General features: G+C 68.4%; 24 protein-coding genes. 3 read left to right on the forward strand and 21 right to left on the reverse strand.

The window, feature by feature from the left end:
• The 15 genes from Q7W02_17915 to Q7W02_17985 all read right to left on the reverse strand — a co-directional run bounded on the left by Q7W02_17915 (nt 1) and on the right by Q7W02_17985 (nt 13,718).
• Entirely contained in the window at nt 1-972 is a 972-nt protein-coding gene (locus tag Q7W02_17915) for a hypothetical protein (GenBank protein ID MDO8478040.1), read from the reverse strand.
• 37 nt (nt 973-1,009) lie between these two features.
• Entirely contained in the window at nt 1,010-1,765 is a 756-nt protein-coding gene (locus tag Q7W02_17920; protein ID MDO8478041.1) for a DUF455 family protein, read from the reverse strand.
• Between the two features lie 76 nt (nt 1,766-1,841).
• A complete protein-coding gene (locus tag Q7W02_17925) occupies nt 1,842-2,723 on the reverse strand; it encodes a branched-chain amino acid ABC transporter permease (GenBank protein ID MDO8478042.1) in 882 nt (293 codons plus the stop codon).
• Nucleotides 2,724-2,727: 4 nt separating this feature from the next.
• On the reverse strand, nt 2,728-3,708 hold the full coding sequence (locus Q7W02_17930) for a branched-chain amino acid ABC transporter permease (protein MDO8478043.1): 981 nt from the start codon (nt 3,706-3,708) through the stop codon (nt 2,728-2,730).
• Between the two features lie 14 nt (nt 3,709-3,722).
• Entirely contained in the window at nt 3,723-5,522 is a 1,800-nt protein-coding gene (locus tag Q7W02_17935; protein ID MDO8478044.1) for an AMP-binding protein, read from the reverse strand.
• The gene (locus Q7W02_17940) at nt 5,522-6,298 is read right to left on the reverse strand and encodes an ABC transporter ATP-binding protein (protein ID MDO8478045.1); all 777 of its coding nucleotides are present in this window, start codon (nt 6,296-6,298) and stop codon (nt 5,522-5,524) included. Before Q7W02_17940 ends, Q7W02_17935 begins: the two co-directional genes overlap by 1 nt.
• Nucleotides 6,295-7,047 carry an ABC transporter ATP-binding protein gene (locus Q7W02_17945; GenBank protein ID MDO8478046.1) on the reverse strand — a complete coding sequence of 251 codons (753 nt, stop codon included), beginning with the start codon at nt 7,045-7,047 and terminating at the stop codon, nt 6,295-6,297. The genes Q7W02_17940 and Q7W02_17945 overlap by 4 nt, the downstream gene beginning before the upstream one ends.
• A gap of 2 nt (nt 7,048-7,049) precedes the next feature.
• Nucleotides 7,050-8,249 carry an ABC transporter substrate-binding protein gene (locus Q7W02_17950; protein MDO8478047.1) on the reverse strand — a complete coding sequence of 400 codons (1,200 nt, stop codon included), beginning with the start codon at nt 8,247-8,249 and terminating at the stop codon, nt 7,050-7,052.
• A 2-nt stretch (nt 8,250-8,251) separates the two neighbouring features.
• On the reverse strand, nt 8,252-9,448 hold the full coding sequence (locus tag Q7W02_17955; GenBank protein ID MDO8478048.1) for an ABC transporter substrate-binding protein: 1,197 nt from the start codon (nt 9,446-9,448) through the stop codon (nt 8,252-8,254).
• A gap of 100 nt (nt 9,449-9,548) precedes the next feature.
• Nucleotides 9,549-10,760 carry a DNA polymerase IV gene (gene dinB, locus Q7W02_17960; protein ID MDO8478049.1) on the reverse strand — a complete coding sequence of 404 codons (1,212 nt, stop codon included), beginning with the start codon at nt 10,758-10,760 and terminating at the stop codon, nt 9,549-9,551.
• 7 nt (nt 10,761-10,767) lie between these two features.
• On the reverse strand, nt 10,768-11,358 hold the full coding sequence (locus Q7W02_17965; protein MDO8478050.1) for an HDIG domain-containing protein: 591 nt from the start codon (nt 11,356-11,358) through the stop codon (nt 10,768-10,770).
• Nucleotides 11,334-11,507, reverse strand: a complete 174-nt coding sequence (locus tag Q7W02_17970) for a helix-turn-helix domain-containing protein (GenBank protein ID MDO8478051.1) — start codon at nt 11,505-11,507, stop codon at nt 11,334-11,336. The genes Q7W02_17965 and Q7W02_17970 overlap by 25 nt, the downstream gene beginning before the upstream one ends.
• Nucleotides 11,504-12,166: a serine O-acetyltransferase gene (gene cysE, locus Q7W02_17975; protein ID MDO8478052.1), complete on the reverse strand. Its 663-nt coding sequence runs from the start codon at nt 12,164-12,166 to the stop codon at nt 11,504-11,506. The genes Q7W02_17970 and cysE overlap by 4 nt, the downstream gene beginning before the upstream one ends.
• Before the next feature lie 8 nt (nt 12,167-12,174).
• Nucleotides 12,175-12,552: an iron-sulfur cluster assembly scaffold protein gene (locus Q7W02_17980; protein MDO8478053.1), complete on the reverse strand. Its 378-nt coding sequence runs from the start codon at nt 12,550-12,552 to the stop codon at nt 12,175-12,177.
• The gene (locus Q7W02_17985) at nt 12,552-13,718 is read right to left on the reverse strand and encodes a cysteine desulfurase family protein (protein ID MDO8478054.1); all 1,167 of its coding nucleotides are present in this window, start codon (nt 13,716-13,718) and stop codon (nt 12,552-12,554) included. Before Q7W02_17985 ends, Q7W02_17980 begins: the two co-directional genes overlap by 1 nt.
• Between Q7W02_17985 and Q7W02_17990 the strand changes: the two genes are divergently transcribed.
• From Q7W02_17990 to Q7W02_18000, 3 genes are read left to right on the forward strand one after another with little or no spacing between them, the layout of a single operon-like run.
• Complete coding sequence (locus tag Q7W02_17990) at nt 13,718-14,074, forward strand: DsrE family protein (GenBank protein ID MDO8478055.1); 357 nt, start codon at nt 13,718-13,720, stop codon at nt 14,072-14,074. The two genes, Q7W02_17985 and Q7W02_17990, sit on opposite strands and share 1 nt — an antisense overlap.
• Before the next feature lies 1 nt (nt 14,075).
• Nucleotides 14,076-14,432 carry a hypothetical protein gene (locus Q7W02_17995; GenBank protein ID MDO8478056.1) on the forward strand — a complete coding sequence of 119 codons (357 nt, stop codon included), beginning with the start codon at nt 14,076-14,078 and terminating at the stop codon, nt 14,430-14,432.
• Nucleotides 14,432-14,656, forward strand: a complete 225-nt coding sequence (locus Q7W02_18000) for a hypothetical protein (GenBank protein MDO8478057.1) — start codon at nt 14,432-14,434, stop codon at nt 14,654-14,656. Before Q7W02_17995 ends, Q7W02_18000 begins: the two co-directional genes overlap by 1 nt.
• On the opposite strand, the gene iscX is transcribed toward Q7W02_18000, so the two are convergent.
• From iscX to iscU, 6 genes are all read right to left on the reverse strand, one after another.
• Nucleotides 14,657-14,869 (reverse strand): Fe-S cluster assembly protein IscX, encoded by a 213-nt coding sequence (gene iscX, locus Q7W02_18005; protein MDO8478058.1) that lies wholly within the window; start codon nt 14,867-14,869, stop codon nt 14,657-14,659.
• Nucleotides 14,869-15,192, reverse strand: coding sequence for a 2Fe-2S iron-sulfur cluster-binding protein (locus Q7W02_18010; GenBank protein MDO8478059.1), 324 nt, complete (start codon nt 15,190-15,192; stop codon nt 14,869-14,871). The genes iscX and Q7W02_18010 overlap by 1 nt, the downstream gene beginning before the upstream one ends.
• A complete protein-coding gene (gene hscA, locus Q7W02_18015) occupies nt 15,192-17,021 on the reverse strand; it encodes a Fe-S protein assembly chaperone HscA (protein MDO8478060.1) in 1,830 nt (609 codons plus the stop codon). The genes Q7W02_18010 and hscA overlap by 1 nt, the downstream gene beginning before the upstream one ends.
• Nucleotides 16,999-17,595 carry a Fe-S protein assembly co-chaperone HscB gene (gene hscB / locus Q7W02_18020; GenBank protein MDO8478061.1) on the reverse strand — a complete coding sequence of 199 codons (597 nt, stop codon included), beginning with the start codon at nt 17,593-17,595 and terminating at the stop codon, nt 16,999-17,001. The genes hscA and hscB overlap by 23 nt, the downstream gene beginning before the upstream one ends.
• A gap of 129 nt (nt 17,596-17,724) precedes the next feature.
• On the reverse strand, nt 17,725-18,051 hold the full coding sequence (locus Q7W02_18025; GenBank protein ID MDO8478062.1) for an iron-sulfur cluster assembly accessory protein: 327 nt from the start codon (nt 18,049-18,051) through the stop codon (nt 17,725-17,727).
• A 21-nt stretch (nt 18,052-18,072) separates the two neighbouring features.
• Nucleotides 18,073-18,489, reverse strand: a complete 417-nt coding sequence (gene iscU, locus Q7W02_18030; protein ID MDO8478063.1) for a Fe-S cluster assembly scaffold IscU — start codon at nt 18,487-18,489, stop codon at nt 18,073-18,075.
• Between the last annotated feature and the right edge of the window lie 18 nt (nt 18,490-18,507).

An 18,507-nucleotide genomic window follows, 5' to 3' on the forward strand; every position in this document is an offset into this window, starting at 1 on the left:
TCAGGCGGGCTGGGACTGCTCGATCTTGACCAGATCGAGGGCGCCGACCCGCCATCCGGCCTCGCCCTGCTCCCAGCGGGCGTTGAGCGTGACGGTGCCGCGCGCGCCCTCGAGCCGATACTTCACGATGCGGTGGCGGCCCAACTTCGCGAAGGCGGCCATGTGGTGCCGCGCGAGACGGACATCGTTGAGGGCCAGCAGCAGGGCCGCGTCGGGCGCTGCGTCGAGAAACCGGCCCAGCGCGACGCCGTCGCAGGCGACGAGAGCGTCGCCGAAGGCGCGTGCGCGCGTCTCGAGGTCCTCCGGGATGGACCACTTCTCACCGGCGCGCTCGAGACGGATGAACTCGCTCGCGTCGTCCGATATGGGCGGAGTCGCGCTCGCGTGCGCGCCCGCAGTCGGAGGCACCCCCTGCCCCGCCACGCCAAGGGCGGCCTCGAGCATCCCCGCAAGCTTCGCTTGCCAGGCCGCGACGCGCGCCTGCACCTCGGGCGCCGCGGCGAGATGGCGGAGGATGGTCTCGCCGGCCCCGATGTGGCGCCGCTCGTCTTCGATGCAGCGGGCGAGAATCCTGCACGTGGGCGGCTCGTAGATCGGATTGGCGCTCTCGAGGTGCCTCACGTATACGGCGAGCAGGTGCGGCTTGAGCACGCGGTAGACGCCGGCCAGACGCTCGGCGGTCTCACCCGGCGCCTCGGGGGCCTCGATGGCATCCATGAACGCGACGAAGGTGTCGTTGGCCGGCTCGGATTCCTGGGCGTGAGCGCGCAACTCCGGCAGCCGCCTGCCCCACGCATCCGTGTGCTGGGCGTTGTCCCAGACGTGGCGGCCGAGCAGGAGCTTGGCCGAGAGCTCAGGCGTGAGCGCGATCCAGCCGGCCATGATGCGCGTCATGCGCTCGGCGGCGTAGCGGTAGTTGCGGCAGAGGCGGGCGGAGTCGTCCGCCGAGAAGTGACCTTCGAGGATCTGCATGGGAATCAGGGCTCTTTGGAATCAGTGCTCTGGGGGATCAGTAGACCTGGGAGCGCTGTGTCGTCTTGATCAGGCGCTCGATCTCCTCGTCGGTGAAGCCCGCGAGCTTCCGGGCCTCGATCGCGATCGAGATGGGCACGACCTCGTGGTCACCCAGCTGCCTGGCGCCGCCGAGGTTGAAACGTTCGTCGATGGTCTCCTGGAACTCGATCGCCTTGCGCCGGCGCTCCGGGTCGCCCTCCGTCAGCTTCGTCAGCCACTTCGAGCCCATCCGCACGTGGGTAATCTCGTCGGCCAGCACGAAGTCCACGGCGCGCTCCAGGATGGGGTCGCCCATTTTCCGGCCGATGTAGACCAGCTGGTTGAAGACGTCGCAGGCCAGGCCCTCGAGGCCCCGGTTGACGCCGGCCACGCGCGCGGCGGCGTCCTCGGCGCAGGCGCAGCGCCAGAGGATGGTCGTCTCTGGGTACTCGCCGATGTAGCCGCCGAGGTGCTCGAGGAGGCGGATGTAGATCTCGACGTGGCGGGACTCGTCCCAGACCTGGCGCGCCATGTCCATGGTGAACTCCCACGGCGCGTCGGGGAAGTCGTAGACACTGCGGCCGGCGCCCTCCATGGCCTGCATCTCGCCGACCAGGATGCCGTGGGCGCGCTCCTTGATGGACTCGCGGCTCGTCAACTCGGGGAAGGGCGTGAGCCCCTGGGAGACCTTGCTCTCCGCGACCTCCCGGGCCCGCATCCGGACGAAGCGGTCCTCGCGGGCCAGCTTGTCATACGCGATCTGACGCTCCATCGTGCCTCCCGGCGCTCAATGAACGGCTGTTCAGCGAGAGTCTAGCCGAACCCGCCGACGAAGGCAAATCGAAGGCTTACACGCGTTCCTTGAACTCCTTGCCGAGGAGGCCTTCGGGGCGGATGAGCAGGACCACGATGATGATGACGAAGGCGAGGGTGTTCTTGAACTGGATGCTCAGGTAGGCCCCGGTCAGGCTCTCGGCCACGCCGAGGATGAGCGCGCCCAGGACGGCGCCGGGCAGGCTGTTGAGACCGCCCAGCACCGCGGCGGCAAAACCCTTCAGGAACGGGTCGAGCATGAAGAACGGGTCGAGCAGGAGCGCGGGCGCGAGAAAGATACCCGCCACGACGCCGAGGGCGGACGCCACCCCCCAAGAGACGGACAGGACCATCCGGGTCGGGATGCCGAGAGTCTGGGCGGCCATGACGTTCTCGGAGGTCGCGCGCATGGCCAGGCCGAGCCGCGTCTTCTGGACGAGGAGGTAGAGCAGCAGGCTGCCGACGAGCCCCGCGGCCATGGTCGCCAGCGACAGCTGGCTCACCACCACCGCCCCCATCTTGTACGTCTTGGTGTCGGAGATCGGAAAGGGCAGCGCGACGGGCTCGGCGCCCCACTTCCAGACCACCAGCCCCTGGATGATGAGCGCCAGCCCCAGGGTCAGGATGATCATGCTGAGGAGGTTCGCCCCCCGCCGCTGCGCCTTCACCAGCACCACGAAGTAGAAGGCGATGCCCACCGCCGCGCCGGCCGCCAGCGAGAGCACCAGCGCCACGGGGAAGGAGAACTTGTCGGAGAGCAGCGAGAACGCGACGAAGGTCCCGAACGTCGCGATATCGCCGTGCGCGAAGTTCAGCACGCGGGTCGAGCGGTAGATGAGCACGACGCCGAGCGCCACGAGAGCGTAGAGGCTTCCCGCGGAGAGGCCGGTCAGCGAGTACTGGAGGAACTTGTCCACGCGCTCACCTGAAAGGCCAGAGCTGGAAATACAGGCGGGTCTTGAGCCAGCGGCCGAAGAGACCGAGCGGCTCGAAGATCAGCACGATCAGGATGGTCAGGCCGAAGACCACCGGCACGAACTCGCGGAAGTTGGAGAGCAGCTTGGGCACGAGCGTGACGAAGGCCGCGCCGAGGATGGCGCCCTCGATCGAGGCGACGCCGCCGATGATGACGGCCACGAAGAGGGTGATGGACTCGGAGATGTTGAAGATCTGCGGCTCGATGTGCCCCAGGACCTGGGCGTAGAGGGCGCCGTGGACGCCCGTGTAGAAGGATGAGATGGCGAAGGCCAGGAGCTTGTAGCGCGTCAGGTTGACGCCGTTGACCTCCGCCGCGATGTCCGAGTCGCGGATGGCGATGAAGGCGCGGCCGACGTAGGACGAGATCAGGTTATAGGTGGCGAGCGTGAAGAGGGCGAGCAGGAGGACGTAGAGGTAGTACTCGTACCGCGTGGTCGACATCCCGAACATCGGCTTGAGCTTGGCGATGGCCAGCCCCGAGCGCCCGCCCGAGAGCACCTCCCAGTTGACGAACACCTGGTAGACCGCCACGCCGAAGCCGAGCGTCGCGATGGACAGATACGGCCCCTTCAGTCGGAGCGACGGAAAGCCGACCAGCACGCCGGCGAGCGCCGCAGCGAGGCCGGCGCCGAGCAGGGCCACCGGAAAGGGCGCGCCCCAGATCCGCAGGTGGCCGAAGCCGAAGGCGCCGATGGCGAGGAAGCCCGCCTGGCCGAACGAGATCTGCCCCGTGTATCCGATCAGGATGTTCTGGCCCATGACGCCGATGGAGTACAGCGCCACGAGCGTCGCCAGGAAGACCATCCAGTCGGGCACCACCAGCGGGAACACGGCGAGCGCCAGGAGCAGGAGCCCGAGGAGGGCCCGGGTGACGCGCTTGCGCGCGAAGCGGAGGTCTTCGGCGTACGACTCGACGAGGTCCATTTAGGAAAGAGCCATCACGTATACAGGCTCTCGATGAGGTCGCCGTAGCGCGTCTCGAGCGAGCGGCGCTTGACCTTCTTGGTCGGCGTCACGTCCCCCTCCTCCTCGTAGAAGCGCCGGGGCAGGAGCGCGACCTTCTTGATCCCCTCGACTTGCGACAGCGTCTTGTTGACCTTGTCCACCTCGCCCTCGATGAGCCGGACGATCTCGGGGCTCTGCGTCAGATCCTGGAAGGTCGTGAACGGGACACGCTGATCCTGGGCGAACTTGGTGACGTTGTCCTCCTCGATGAGGATCAGGGCGACCAGGTACTTGCGCCGGTCGCCGATCACCACCGCGTCCTGGATGTACGGGCTGAACTTGAGCTTGTTTTCGATGTAGGCCGGCGTGATGTTCTTGCCCCCCGCCGTGATGATGATGTCCTTCTTGCGGTCCATGATCTTGAGGTAGCCGTCGTCCCAGGCGCCCACGTCGCCCGTGTGGAGCCACCCGTCCCGGTCTATGGTCTGCGCCGTCAGCTCGGGCTCCTTGAAGTAGCCCTTGAAGACGTGCGGTCCCCGCGTGAGGATCTCGCCGTCCTCGTCCAGCCTGACCTCGACGCCCGGCAGCGGGATGCCCACGGTCCCGACCCGGGGCCGGGCGACGGGGTTGATCGAAATGACTCCCGTGGACTCCGTCATTCCGTATCCCTCGATCAGCGGGATGCCGAGGGCGTGGTAGAACTCGAAGAGCTCGGGCGAGGCCGGCGCCGCGCCGCAGACGGCGAGCCGGATCCTGTCGAAGCCGAGCCGGCGCTTCAAGTGGGCGAGCACCAGCCAGTAGGCCGCGGCGTAGAGCGCCCGGAGCCCGAGGGACGCGCCGCCCGGCTGGTACTTGACGCGCGCGTAGCGGCGCCCGACACCGACGGCCCAGCGGTAGAGTGTCCGCTTGACCCAGGTCGAGTCGTCCATCCTGAGATCGACCGTCGAGGCCAGCTTCTCCCAGATGCGCGGCACGCTGCCGAAGTAGGTCGGCGAGATCTCCCGCACGTTCTGGAAGAGCGTGTCCATGCTCTCGACGAAGTTGACGACGTAGCCGGCGCGCACGCCTCCGAAGACCGAGATCAGGTTCTCGTAGACGTGGGCGAACGGGAGATACGAGACGACCTCGTCGTCCTCGGTGACCGGGTTGAGCTGCTGGGCCGACGCCGTGCCCCACAGGATCGAGGCGTGGGACAGCATGGCGCCCTTGGGCGGCCCTGTCGTCCCCGAGGTGTAGATGATCATGGCCGTGTCGCCGGGCTCTCCCTGCTCGCGGCACTCTCCGACGGCGCCCGGATGGGCGTCCGCGAAGGTCTTCCCCTGCTTGAGGAAGTCGTCGAAAAATATCACTCGGTCGTCGGCGAAGCCCCAGAGCCCCTTGGCGTCCCAGACGACGACGCGCTCGACGCGCGTCTCGCCGACGACCGGGAGCACCTTGTCGAGCTGCTCCTCGTTGTCGACGAAGAGGAGGCGCGCCTCGGAATGATTGAGCAGGTACTTGATCTGCTCGGGCGCGGACGTCGGGTAGATGCCGCAGGTGGCGCCGCCCGCCGTCTGGATGCCCAGGTGGCAGTAGAGCCACTCGGGACGGTTTTCGCCGAGCACCGCCACGTTCTCCTGGCGCCCGAGCCCGAAGGCCAGGAGCGCCGCGGCGACGCGGTCGACTTCCTCGCCGTACTGACGCCAGGTGACCCGGTGCCAGATGCCGTAGTCCTTGAAGCGGATGGCCAGGCGGTCCCCCAGCCGGGCAACCTGCTGGGCGAAGAGCTGCGGCAGCGTCCGGGGCTCGGTCATTACCATCTCCTCCGTTTGCGGTAGAGCCGCCATACCTTGGGCGAGGCGTCCGCGACGCCGACGCCCAGGTACACCTCGCGCACGTCCTCGTTGGCCTCGAGCTCGGCCGACGTTCCCTCGAGCACGACGCGGCCCGCCTCGAAGATGGCCCCGCGCTGGGCCACGCGGAGCGCCAGCCGGGCGTTCTGCTCCACGAGCAGTATGGTGGTGCCGGTGTGGCTGATGGTGCCGAGCGCCTCGTAGACGGACTTCGCCACCCGCGGAGCGAGCCCCAGCGAGGGCTCGTCGAGCATCAGGAGCCGCGGGCGCCTCAACATCGCGCGCCCGAGCGCCAGCATCTGCTGCTCGCCTCCCGAGAGCGTCTCCGCTTCCTGCTTCGCCCGCTCCTTCAGGATCGGGAACATGCCGTAGACGAAGTCGAGGTCCTTCTTGATGCCATCGTCGCGCCGGCCCCACAGGCCCAGATCGAGATTCTCCTCCACGCTGAGCTCGCGGAAGAGGCCGCGGTCCTCGGGCACGTAGACGATGCCGAGGCGCGCGACGGCCTCGGGCTGCCAGCCGTCGATGCGCCGGCCGGCAAAGTGGATCTCGCCCTTCTTGGGCTGGTCCTTGAGCAGGCCTGCGATGGTTCTCAACAGGGTCGTCTTACCGGCGCCGTTCGGGCCCAGCACGGTGAAGATCTCCCCTTCCTCGATCTCGAGCGAGACACCGAAGAGGGCGTAGATCCTGTCGAAATACAGGGTCTCGATGCTGGAGACGCGGAGCAGCGCCGTCATTCGCCCAGGTACGCCTTGATCACATCGGGGTGGCGCTGGACCTCGGCCGGGGAGCCTTCCGCTATCTTCACGCCGTGATCGAGGGCGACCATCCTGGTCGCGAGCCGCGAGGCGATGCGCAGGTCGTGCTCGACCAGGAGCACGGTGATCGCGAAGCGCCCGCGGATCTCGTGGATCCAGTACGCGAACTCGTCCTTCTCCTCCTGGTTCAGCCCGGAGACCGGCTCGTCGAGCAGCAGGAGCCTGGGCTCCGTCGCCAGCGCCCGGCCCATCTCGACGCGCTTCTGGAGGCCGTAGGAGCAGTCGGCGACGCGGCTCTTCCGGACCACTTCCAGGTTCAGGAACTCGATGATCTCCTCGCAGCGGCGCCTGTGCCTGATCTCCTCGCCGCGGAGGCGCAGCAGCACCGCCGCGAAGTTCTTCCTGAAGTGCAGGTGCCGGCCGACCATGATGTTGTCGAGCACGGTCATGTTGTGGAAGAGGCGCAGGTTCTGGAAGGTGCGGGCGATGCCCCGCCGCGTGACCTCGTCGGGCGAGAGCCCGAGGATCGACTCCCCGCGCAAGCGGATGGCGCCGGAGGTCGGGCGGTAGATGCCGGTGACGCAGTTGAAGAGGGACGTCTTGCCGGAGCCGTTCGGGCCGATCACGGCGAGGGTCTCGCCCTCAGCGATGGCCACCCCCACGCCCTGGAGGGCCGTGATGCCGCCGAATTGGAGTGAGAGGTCTCGGACCTCGAGCAGGTCCGCCATCCTTAGAACAGCGGCTTGAAGACCTGGTAGGGCGCGACTTGGACGTAGGAGAAATCGGCCGCCTTCTGGGCGCGCATGAGCCGGACGGCGTTCAAGCCGTGGTGGCGATCCGGCCCGAATGTGATGGGCGCGGAGAGCCCGAGCACTGTGAAGTTGCGGATGCCCTCCATCGCCTCGATGAAGCCGTCGCGCGTGAGGTTGCGGCCGGCTTTCTTGAGTCCCTCCACGGCGATGATCATGTTGGCCGCGCCGGCCAGCGCAGTCCCTTCCCGCCCCTGGAGCTTGGGCTCGTACTTGATCAAGATGTCGAGCACGGCCTTGGCCTCGGGCTCTCCCGGCACCGCACCGATCACGTTGTAGTAGGCGCCCTCCCAGAGCTCGCCCAGGAGGCGGTACATGACCTGGTGGTCGCCGATGGTAAAGGAGCCGACGAGGCGGGGTCTATAGCCGACCTTGGCCATCTCGCGCACGAGGTTGGCCGAGTGCGTGTTGAGCGCGGCCAGGAAGAGCGTGTCGGCGCCGGAATCCTTGAACTTGAGCGCCTGTGTGCCGAGCTCGCGGTCGGAGACCTCGTAGGGCACGGCGGTGGCCAAGGTCGCCTTCGCGCCGAGCGCCTTCATGGCCCGGTTGACGCCGTCCATGACCCCCTTGCCCCAGTCGTCGTTCTGGTAAAAGACGGCGAGCTTCTGGGCGCCCAGCATGGTGACGGAGTAGGTGACGAGGTAGTCCGCCTCGTCGGCGTAGTCCGGGTAGTCGATGAAGACGGACTTGAGCTTGTCCTTCGGCTGCCGCGCCCAGAGCTGCGGGCTGGCGTAGGCGTTGATCAGCGGCAGACGCGCCTCGGCGATCTCGTCCTTGGCGGCGTTGACCACGGCTGAGCCCACGAGGCCCACCGTGAGGAACACCGAGTCCCTCATCTCCTTGATGTTGGCCACGGCCCGGCCGGGGTTGAAGCCGTCGTCCTTGATCGCGACCTTGAGCTTGCGCCCATGGACACCACCCAGGTCGTTGACATAGCGCGCCCAGGCCTCCTTGGCCACGGCCAGGTTGCCGTAGATGGCGGCGGGCCCGGACATGGGCGCGGTGAGACCGATCACGATCTCCGTGTCCGTCACGCCGGGCGCCTTGGGCTGGGCCGGGGCCGGCCCGGCCGTCAGCGCAACGGCAGCGAGCGCGACAAACCCGACGCGGACGAGGCCCATCACTAGAACAGAGGCTTGAAGACCTGCCACGGAAGCACTTCCACGTACGAGTTGTCGGCGGCCTTGTTGGCGCGCAGGAGCCGCACGGCGTTGAGTCCGTGGTGCTGGTTCGGGCCGAAGGTGACGGGCGCCGTGAGACCCATGGTCGTGAAGCCCTTGATGCTCTCCATCGCCTCGACGTACCCCTCGCGCGTGAGGTTGCGTCCCGCCTTCTTGAGCCCTTCCACCGCGATGATGATCGCCACCGCGCCGGACAGCGCCGTGTTCTCCTTGCCGACGAGCTTCGGCTCGTACTTGGTCAGGATGTCCACGATGGCCTTGCCCGCCGGCTCGGGGGCCGCGACGTTCAGGCCCGCGAAGTACGCGCCCTCCCACAGCTCGCCCAGGAGCTTGTACATGATCGTGTAGTCGCCGAGCGGGAAGGACGCGAGGATCTTCGGCCGGTAGCCCGCCTTGGCCATCTCCTTGACGATGTTGGCGCCGTGGGTGATCGTCGAGTAGATGATGACGGCGTCGGCGCCCGACTCCTTGAGCTTGAGCGCGTGCGTGCCGAGCTCCCGGTCCGTCACCTCGTACGGCACGGCGCCCGCGAGGCTGCCCTTGCCGCCGAGCCCCTTGATGGCCCGGTTGACGCCTTCGAGCCCGCCTTTGCCGTAGTCGTCGTTCTGGTAGAACACGGCGACCTTCTTGGCGCCCAGGCGCTCGACCGATTGCTTGACGAGGAACTCGGCCTCGTCGCCGTAGTCGGGGTAGTTCACGAACACGTAGCGGAGCTTGGCCTTCGGCTGCTTCGCCCAGATGGCGACGTCGCCGTAGGGGTTGATCGTCAGGAGCTTGTACTCGGCGACATCGTCCTTGGCGGCGTTCAGCACGGCGGAGCCGAGAAGCCCCAGGTTCATGAACACCGAGTCCTTCATCTCCTTGAGATTGGCGACGGCGCGGCCCGGGTTGTAGCCGTCGTCCTTCAGCTCGACCTTGATCTTCCGGCCGTTGATGCCGCCCTGGTCGTTGAGGTAGCGGGTCCACGCTTCCATGGCGACGGCAGTGTTGCCCCAGGCGGCCGCGGGACCCGACAGCGGGGTGGTCAGCCCGATCGTGACCTCGGTGTCGGTGACGCCGGGGGCCCGGCCTTGTGCCTGCGCCGGCCCGGCGGCGAATGCGACGGCGAGCAGTGCGATGCCGAGCGTCTTGAGTCTCATGAGCGAGCCTCCTCGATTCGCGGGCTGTGTGCGTCCTGCGTACGCGGGTGCGCGGAGCGGTGGAAAAGTGAGGCGAGTATAGGAACCGACCCGGGCAAAGTCAACGGCCTTGCCCGTCAGGCGTCTCCCCCCGCCCCCGCCGCCGACGGCCCATCAGGCTCGCCGGCCGCACGGCCGTCTCGCCGAAGCGCGCCGCGAGACGGTCTACCGCCCGGGCCAAGCGCTCCCTACGCAGTGCGTCAGGCTCGAGAAGCGAGAGCTGCCCCTCGCCAGCAAGCCCCAGTCCGGACACCGACAGGCCGATGAGCCTCACGGCTTGCGCCAACCTCACGCGGCCGAAGAGGGCGTCCGCCCGGCGGAAGATGGCAAGGCCGTCCTGCGTCGGATCGTCCGTGTGGGCGCGGGTGATGGAGGAGAAGTCCGCGAAGCGAAGCTTGAGCGTCACCGTCCGGCCCGCATAACCCTCGGCCCGGAGCTCTCGCGCGACCCGCTCGCTCTGCCCGCGCAGGGTCGCCCGCAGGAGCTCCACGTCGCGGGTGTCGCGCTCGAAGGTCTCCTCGGCGCCCATCGACTTGGGCTGCGCGTCGGGCTCGACGGCGCGGTCGTCGAGACCGCGGGCCAGCGCCAGCAGACCGGGGCCGTGCTTGCCGAAGCGGGCTCCGAGGTTGGCGGCCGGCGTCAGCGCGAGCTGGCCGATGGTGCGGATGCCCATGGCCTCGAGCTCCGCGCCCGTCACCCTGCCCACGCCCCAGAGCCGGAAGACCGGCAGCGGCGCCAGGAACTCCGCCTCACTGCCGGGCTCGACCACGACGAGGCCGTCGGGCTTGCGCAGATCGGAGGCGACCTTGGCGATGAACTTGTTCGACGCCACGCCCACGGAGGCCTGGAGGCTCACGCGCGCCCTGATCTGCGCCTTGATCTCACGCGCGATGACCGCGCCATCGCCGTGGAGCGCGCGGCTCGCGGTGACGTCGAGGAAGGCCTCGTCGATGGACAGCGGCTCGATCAGCGGCGTGAAGCCGGCGAGAACGGCCATGATCTCGCGCGAGACGCCCGCGTACTTGTCCATGTCCACCGGGAGGAAGACGCCCTCGGGACAGAGGCGGAAGGCGCGACCGATGGGCATGGCGGAGTGGACGCCGAAGCGCCGCGCCTCGTAGGAGGCGGCGGACACCACGCCGCGGCCCCGGGGGTCGGCGCCGACGATGACGGGGCGGCCGCGGGTCTCGGGCCGATCGCGCTGCTCGACGGACGCGTAGAACGCGTCCATGTCGACATGGATGATCGTTCGGGGCGCGGCGCCCTGGTCCACGGCAGGGCTACGGGGCGGAGCCTGCGAGGCCGATGCTGGGAGCGACGGCGGTGAGCGCGCCGATGACGAAGCCGACATGGTCATCGAGGTCCACGCCCAGCTCCTCGGCGCCGCGGTAAACGTCCTGGCGGTTGACGGTGCGCGCGAAGCCCTTGTCCTTGAGCTTCTTCTTGACCGAGCCCGGCTCGAGCCCCGCGATGGCGCGCCCGGGACGTACCAGCGCGCAGGCGGTGATGAAGCCCGAGAGCTCGTCGCAGGCGTACAGCCCGCGGTCGAGAAGGGAGACCCGCGGGTAGCCCGAGTAGTCGGCGTGGGCAAGGACCGCGTGGACGATGCCGGCCGGCACGCCTCGCGCCAGCAGGATCTCGGCGCCCTTCATGGGATGCTGCGGCGCGATCGGGTGCATCTCGTAGTCGAAATCGTGGAGCATGCCGGCCGCGCCCCACGTCTCGGGGTCCTGGCCGTAGCGCGCCGCGTAGGCCCGCATGGCGGCCTCGACGGCCAGCGCGTGCTTGCGGAGGCTGTCGGACTGGGTGAACTCCGTCAGCAGGACCCAGGCGCGGTCACGGTCCATCAGGACTGCGAGCGGGTCCGCCATTTGTCGATCGACTTCTTGGAAAACACCCACTGGCCGTCGTGCTCGAGCGCCGGGATGCGCCGTTCGGCCGCCATACGCTTGAGCGTCTCGGCATCCATGGAGAGATACGTCGACGCCTCCGTGACCGTCATGGTGTCCTTGGGGATCACGTCCCTGACGCCTCCTTGAGTGATTTCTTGAGCGACTCGACCTCGCCCTCGAGGTCGCGGATCCTGTCCACGAGCTGCTCGAGCGCGCGCGCCACGGGGTCGGGCAGGTCGGTCTGGTTGAGGTCGATGCCGCCGACCCGCTCCCCGTCCCGGAACGTCACCCGGCCCGGCACGCCCACGACCACGGAGTTCGGCGGCACCTCGCGCACCACCACCGACCCGGCGCCGATCCGGCTCCCGCTGCCGATGGTGAAGCCGCCGAGGATCTTGGCGCCGGCCCCGACGACCACGTTGTCGCCGAGCGTCGGGTGGCGCTTCTCGCGCTTGAGGCTCGTACCGCCGAGCGTGACACCCTGGAGCAGCGTCACGTTCTCGCCGACCTCGGTCGTCTCGCCGATGACGACGCCCATGCCGTGATCGATGAAGAGCCCCGGCCCGAGGCGCGCGGCCGGGTGGATCTCGATGCCCGTCATGAAGCGGCTCGCATGAGACACCCAGCGGGCCAGGGTCAGCCAGCCCGCGCCCCAGACCGCGTGAGCGACGCGGTGGAGCCAGATCGCGTGCACGCCCGGGTAGCAGAGGACGACCTCGAGGGCGGAGCGCGCCGCGGGGTCCCGCTCCCTCACCGTCCGGACATCCCGTCGCATCCGGTCGAACATGACGGCTCCTAGTGTACCCCGCGCCTCGTCATCGCGTCTCGTGCCGCCGCGCGGAGGGCCAAGGCCACGACCTCCGCCGCGTGCCGGCGCTCGGGAGGCAGGCCGTCCACCGCCGCCTCGATGCGCCCTTCCTCGATCTCCGCCAGCGCCTCGAGCGCAGTCCCCACCGCCACCTCCGTGCCCGCGCTGCACGCAGCCAGCGTCGGCCCGCAGCCGTAGGCCTGGAAGCGCGCCTCCTCGACGCGTCCGTCGCGCACGCGGAGGTAGAAGCGCGCCAAGTCCATGCATTGGGTGAACTCGCCTTCGCCCACCCCATCGGGCTCACGCATCATGCCCGCGTTCCGCGGGTTGCGGAAGTGGTCGATGAGCGTGTCGCTGTAACGCACTAGGCCCTGGCCGAGCCCGCTACCGGCGACTGGGCTTTGAGCTTGCCCACCAGCGGCACCACGCTCTCGATGACGTACTCGATGTCCTCCGCCGTCGTGCCGCGCCCGAGCGAGCAGCGCACGGAACCCATGGCCCAATCGAGCGGCAGCCCCATGGCCACGAGAACGTAGGACGGCTCGACATTGCCCGAAGTGCACGCGGAGCCGGCCGAGACTCCGATGCCCTTGAGGTCGAGGCCCAAGACTACGGATTCGGATTCGATATTGTGGAAGCACATGTTGCACGTGCCCGGAAGCCGCTCCGTCGGGTGCCCGTTGAGACGCACCTCCGCCACGCCGGCCCGCACACCCTCCCACAGCCGGTCGCGCAGCGCGGTCAGGCGGGCGCCCTCCACCGCCATGTCGCGGTTGCGGATCTCGACGGCCTTGCCCAGGCCCACGATGCCCGCCACGTTCTCCGTGCCGGCCCGCCGGCGCCGCTCGTGCTCGCCGCCATGCTGGATCGAGGCCATCTTGGTGCCTTTACGGATGAAGAGGCCGGCTACTCCCTTCGGACCGTAGATCTTGTGCCCGGAGAAGGAGAGCAGGTCTATGCCGAAAGCGCCCACGTCGATCGGCACCTTGCCGAACGTCTGGACGCCGTCCACGTGGAGCGGCACGCCCGCCTCGCGCGTGATGCGGCCTATCTCGCGGATCGGCTGGAGCGTGCCGACCTCGGAGTTGGCGCCCATCAGCGACACGAGGATCGTGTCGGCCCGCAGGGCCTTCTTAAGGTCGTCGGGGTTGACCATACCGTCGCCGTCCACCGGCAGGTACGTCGCAGTGAAGCCCTGCTCTTCAAGGGTTTGGACGGTTCGAAGCACCGCGTGATGCTCGATCTGCGAGGCGATGATGTGACCCGAGCCCCGCGCGGCGGCCAGCCCCTTGATGCCGAGGTTGTCGGACTCCGTGCCGCCCGAGGTGAAGACGATCTCGTCCTTGGACACCTTGAGGAAGTCCGCGATCTGCTCGCGGGCCGTCTCCATGCCGTCGCGCGCCTCGCGCCCGAAGCCGTGGACGCTCGAGGGATTGCCGAAGCGCTCGCTGAAGTACGGCAGCATGGCCTGGAGCACCTCGGGGTGCACCGGCGTCGACGCGTTATGATCGAGATAGACTCGGCGGTTCATTGACGCTCCTCTCTCTGGGTGCTACGCTCGGCCCCGTCATGGAGCTGACGAAGCGCAAGCTTGGTCTCATGGTATCGACGGCGCCCGAGCATCCAAATCTCGACACGGCCGTCGGGCTCGGCCGCGCGGCGCTCGACCGCGGCGCCGAGGTGTACCTCTACCTGATCGACGACGGCGTCGCCGGCGTCGAAGACCCGCGGGTGCAGGCCTTGGCCGATCGAGGCGCCAAGCTCTTCGTCTGCGCGTACGGCTGTCAGAAGCGGCGCCAGCCCCTGTCGGACAAGGCGACCAACTGCGGCCTCGTCGTGCTGGCGGACATCGTCAACGCCACCGACCGATTCCTCGCGCTCAACTAGCGTGGCCGAGCGGCAGTCGGTCCTCGTCCTGATCTCCGAAGATCCCCGTGCCTCCCACCGCGCGAACGAGGCCATGCGCATCGCGCTCGGCATCGTCGCCGGCGAAACGCCCGTCGACATCGTCCTGGCCGGACCGGCCGTCCACCTCCTCGACGAGAACACGGACGACCTCGTGGACGGCGACGACATCGCCAAGTTCCGCGCCGCGCTCAAGAAGCTCGCCGTCCCCTTCCAGGTCGAGGAGGGCGCCCCGCCGGCGGACCCGTCCTGGAACGCCGACGGGCATCCGGTGGCAACCATCACGCCGGACGGCATCGCCAGACTCGTTGCCAAGGCCAAGCGCTTCCTCGTGTTCTGATGGCAAGCTTCCTCCATCTCGTCAAGGGTGACTCGCCGCCCGTCACCGGCGCCGTGATCGAGCGGAACCTGCGAGAGCCGGGCGCCCGCGTGACCGTCGTGCTGCTCGACGGGGCGCACGCAGCCCTGCCCGCCGGCGCCGCGGTCAAACGCCTCGGCCCCGACCTCGACTACAATACCCTGCTCGACCTGATCTTCGAAAGCGATCACGTCGTCACCTGGTAGCTACCTGTCCTGGGACTCTTCGTGCCACTTCATCTGGATCTTCTCCAGAATCCCTTCGTTGGAGCCCTTCGGATCGTCGCTGAAGCCCGGCAGCGCGACCACCCACTTGTGGAGATCCATGAAACGCACCGTCAACGGGTCCACGTCCGGATACGCTTCCATGAGGGCCAGCGCGATGTCCTCCGCGTCCTTCCACGTCATCCCGACCTCCATTACTTCGGAATCTCCACGACGACATCGCCGCGCACGATCGCCTGACAGCCGAGCCGCGAGTGGAGCGTGAGCCCTTCCGCCGTATCGAGGCGGTCCTCCTCGTCCTGCTCCATGGGCGAGAGGTTCTGCTCCCCCTCGCGCACGATGACGTGGCAGGTGGTGCAGGCGCAGCTGCCGCCGCAGTTGTGCTCGAGGCGGACGCCGTTGGCCAGCGCGATGTCGAGCAGCGAGCCCGGCCTGCCGTGGTCGGCCAGCGGGTACTTCGCATCGTCCGCCTCGACCGTGACGTTGAGTGGCAGGAACGTGACCTTGTGGGCCGCCATCACTTCTGCTCCAGGATCTGGTCCGCACGCTTCGAGGTGACCGCTCCCCGGATGGCGGCGTCCATCATGGCCTCGGCCAGCGGCTCCGTCGCCTTGTTGAGATCGATCGTCCGCTCCCGGATGGCATCGCGGTCGGTCCCGCACTCGACGGCCCGCAGGGCGTCGACGGCGGCGGCGATCCTGCGCAGCTCCTGGGGATTGACCAGGTGGCCGCCCTGCGTGAGCGCCCGCCTCACGTGGTTCATCACGGTCTCGGCCTCGGTCTTGGTCTCGATCAGGAGCCGCGCGTTGACGTCCGCCTCGGCGTGCGTGAAGGAGTCCTCCACCATCTGCGCCACCTGCGCCTCGCTCAGGCCGTAGGCCGGCTTGACCTCGATGGACGCCGCCTTGCCGCTCCGGAGCTCCTTGGCCTGGACCTGCAGGATGCCGTTGGCGTCGATCAGGAAGGTCACCTCGATCTTGGGCATTCCCGCGGGCATCGGATCCACGCCGGAGAGGTCGAAGCGCGCCAGCGACCGGTTGTCCTTGGCCAGCTCCCGCTCCCCCTGTAGCACGTGCATGTCCACCGCCGTCTGGCCGTCCACCGAGGTGGTGAAGTATTCCTTGGCCGCCGTGGGGATGGTCGTGTTGCGCGGGATCAGCACGCTGACGATGCCGCCGAGCGTCTCGATCCCGAGGGACAGCGGCGTCACGTCGAGCAGCAGCATGTCCGTGATGCCGCCGGCCAGGATTTGGGCCTGGACCGCCGCGCCCAGCGCGACGACCTCGTCCGGGTTGAGCTGGCTGTGGGGAGTCTTGCCGAAGAGCTCGCGCACGCGCTGCCGCACCAGCGGCACGCGGGTCGAGCCGCCGACCAGCACGATCTCATCGATGGCATCGGCCGCGAGGCCCGCGTCCTTGAGCGCCATGCGGCAGGGGCCGAGCGTGGCGCCCACGAGAGAGCCGATCAGCCCTTCGAGCTCGCCGCGCGTGATCTCGCGCCGGTAGGTGAAACGATCGAACGGGATGGTGAGCGCGGTCCGCTCCTCGGACGAGAGCCGGCACTTGGCGGCCTCGGCGCCGAGTCTCAGCTCCTGCAGCGCCTCGGGATCCTTCGACAGATCCTCGCCGTGCGCCGCCCGGATGTCCTCGAGCAGCCACTGGACCACCGCGCGGTCGAAGTCGTCGCCGCCGAGATGCGTGTTGCCGTTTGTGGCGAGGACCTCGAAGACGCCGTCCTTGACGCGAAGGATGGAGATGTCGAAGGTGCCGCCGCCCAGGTCGTAGACGGCGATGACCCCCTGTGCGAGCTTTTGGAGCCCATAGGCGAGCGACGCGGCCGTCGGCTCGTTGACGATGCGCAGCACCTCGAGCCCGGCGATGCGGCCGGCGTCCTTGGTCGCCTGGCGCTGGGCGTCGTTGAAATAGGCCGGCACCGTGATCACGGCCCGCTCGACCTGCTCGCCCAGGTGGGCCGCGGCCTGGAGCTTGAGCGCGCGGAGGATCTGGGCCGAGACCTCGGGCGGCGTCACCTCGCGGTCGCCCGCGCGGATCCGGACCACTTCCGCGCTCGGGACGATCTCGAAGGGCACGTGGCGTGCCTCGTCCCGAACGTCGTCCCAACCGCGTCCCATGAACCGCTTGACGGAATAGACCGTGCGGGCGGGATTGCGGGCGAGCTGGCGCCGCGCCGCCTCACCGACCACGACCCCGGCCGGCGTGTACGCGACGATCGAGGGCAGAAGCCTCCGCCCCTGCGCGTCCGGGATGACCCGCGGGACGCCGGCCCCGTCCACGTAGGCGACGAGGCTGTTGGTCGTCCCGAGGTCAATGCCGACGATGCGCGACATGGCTCCCTTCATCCTCTCCAAGCGCCCGGGTGAGATCGTCGATCACGGTACCGAGGTAGGCGCGGGCGGCCAGGCGCTGCTTGAAGCGCGCGAGCAGGGGCGCGCGGTCCTGACCTGCGTCCACGGCCGCGTCCCACTCCGTCGCGGCCGCGATCAACGCGGCCTCTTCGCCCCGGCGACGGTCCTCGAACCGCTGCCTCTCGGCGCGCAGGCGGCCGGTCGTCTCCTCCGTCAACCCGCCGGACTTGGCCTCCTCCAGCGCTTCCTGCACCTCGAGCATCTCCGCGAGAAGATCCATCGGCGCCTTGGGCTTCGCGGTCGTCTCCTCCCGCACCTCGCGTCCCTCTTCGAGCGCGATCAGGTACTCGACGCGCGCCACCGGATCGCGGAGCGCGCGGTACGCGCGGTTGACGAGCGCCGAGGCCTCGAGCGCCTGCGCCTGCGCTAGAGCGTCCGCCCCTTGGTGGAAGTCGGGGTGGTGCCGGCGCGACAGCTCATAGAACCGGCGCTGCAGGGCTTCCAGGTCGACCTGGAGCTTGCGCGGCAGCCCGAACACCTCGAAGTAATCGGACATCATTTCCTCGAATCCAGAAGTCTCCGCAAAATGAGAACGGGCCCGCCGGGGCCCGTTCAGGATCTCATCGTTGTTCGTCCGTTCGGCGCCCCGGCTATCGCACGGCCCGGTCCTATGCCGTGCCCAACCCTATGCCGTAAAAGACGTCCCGCAGCCGCAGCTCGACTTGGCCTGGGGGTTGATGAACGTGAAGCCCCCCTGCAGCCCCTCGGTGACGTAGTCAAGCGTGGTGCCGTTCAGGTAGAGATAACTCTTGGCGTCGCAGACCACGGTCACCCCGTCCACGTCGAACTTCTTGTCGTGCGGCCCGAGCTCGGAGTCGAACTCGAGCGAGTACGACAGCCCCGAGCAGCCCCCGCCCTTCACGCCCATGCGCAGGAACACGCCCTGGAGCTTCTGCTCCTCCAGGATCTTCTTGACGTGCTTAGTCGCCGTCTCCGTTAGTGCCAGTGCCATCGGTCCTTGACCTCCCTGTCCTTAAGATGCGCCACCCGGGGCGTGCGTCTCCGCCGCCGTCCACTTTTCCTTGTAGTCCTGGAGCGCGGCCTTGATGGCGTCCTCGGCCAGGACCGAGCAGTGAATCTTCACCGGGGGCAGCTTGAGCTCGTTGACGATGTCCGTGTTCTTGATCTTGGCCGCGTCGTCCACCGTCCGGCCCTTGAGCCACTCGGTCGCCAGGCTCGACGAGGCGATGGCGCTGCCGCAGCCGAACGTCTTGAACTTGGCATCCTCGATCACCCCGGTCTCGATATTGACCTTGATCTGGAGCTTCATGACGTCGCCGCACTCCGGCGCGCCCACGAGCCCCGTGCCCACGCCCGGCGTGTCCTTGCCGAAGGACCCGACGTTACGCGGGTTGTTGTAGTGGTCCACCACCTTGTCGCTGTAGGCCATGGGTCTATGCCTCCTGGG

The organism is Candidatus Rokuibacteriota bacterium (assembly GCA_030647435.1).
In the GTDB taxonomy this organism is placed as follows: Bacteria; Methylomirabilota; Methylomirabilia; order Rokubacteriales; family CSP1-6; genus AR37.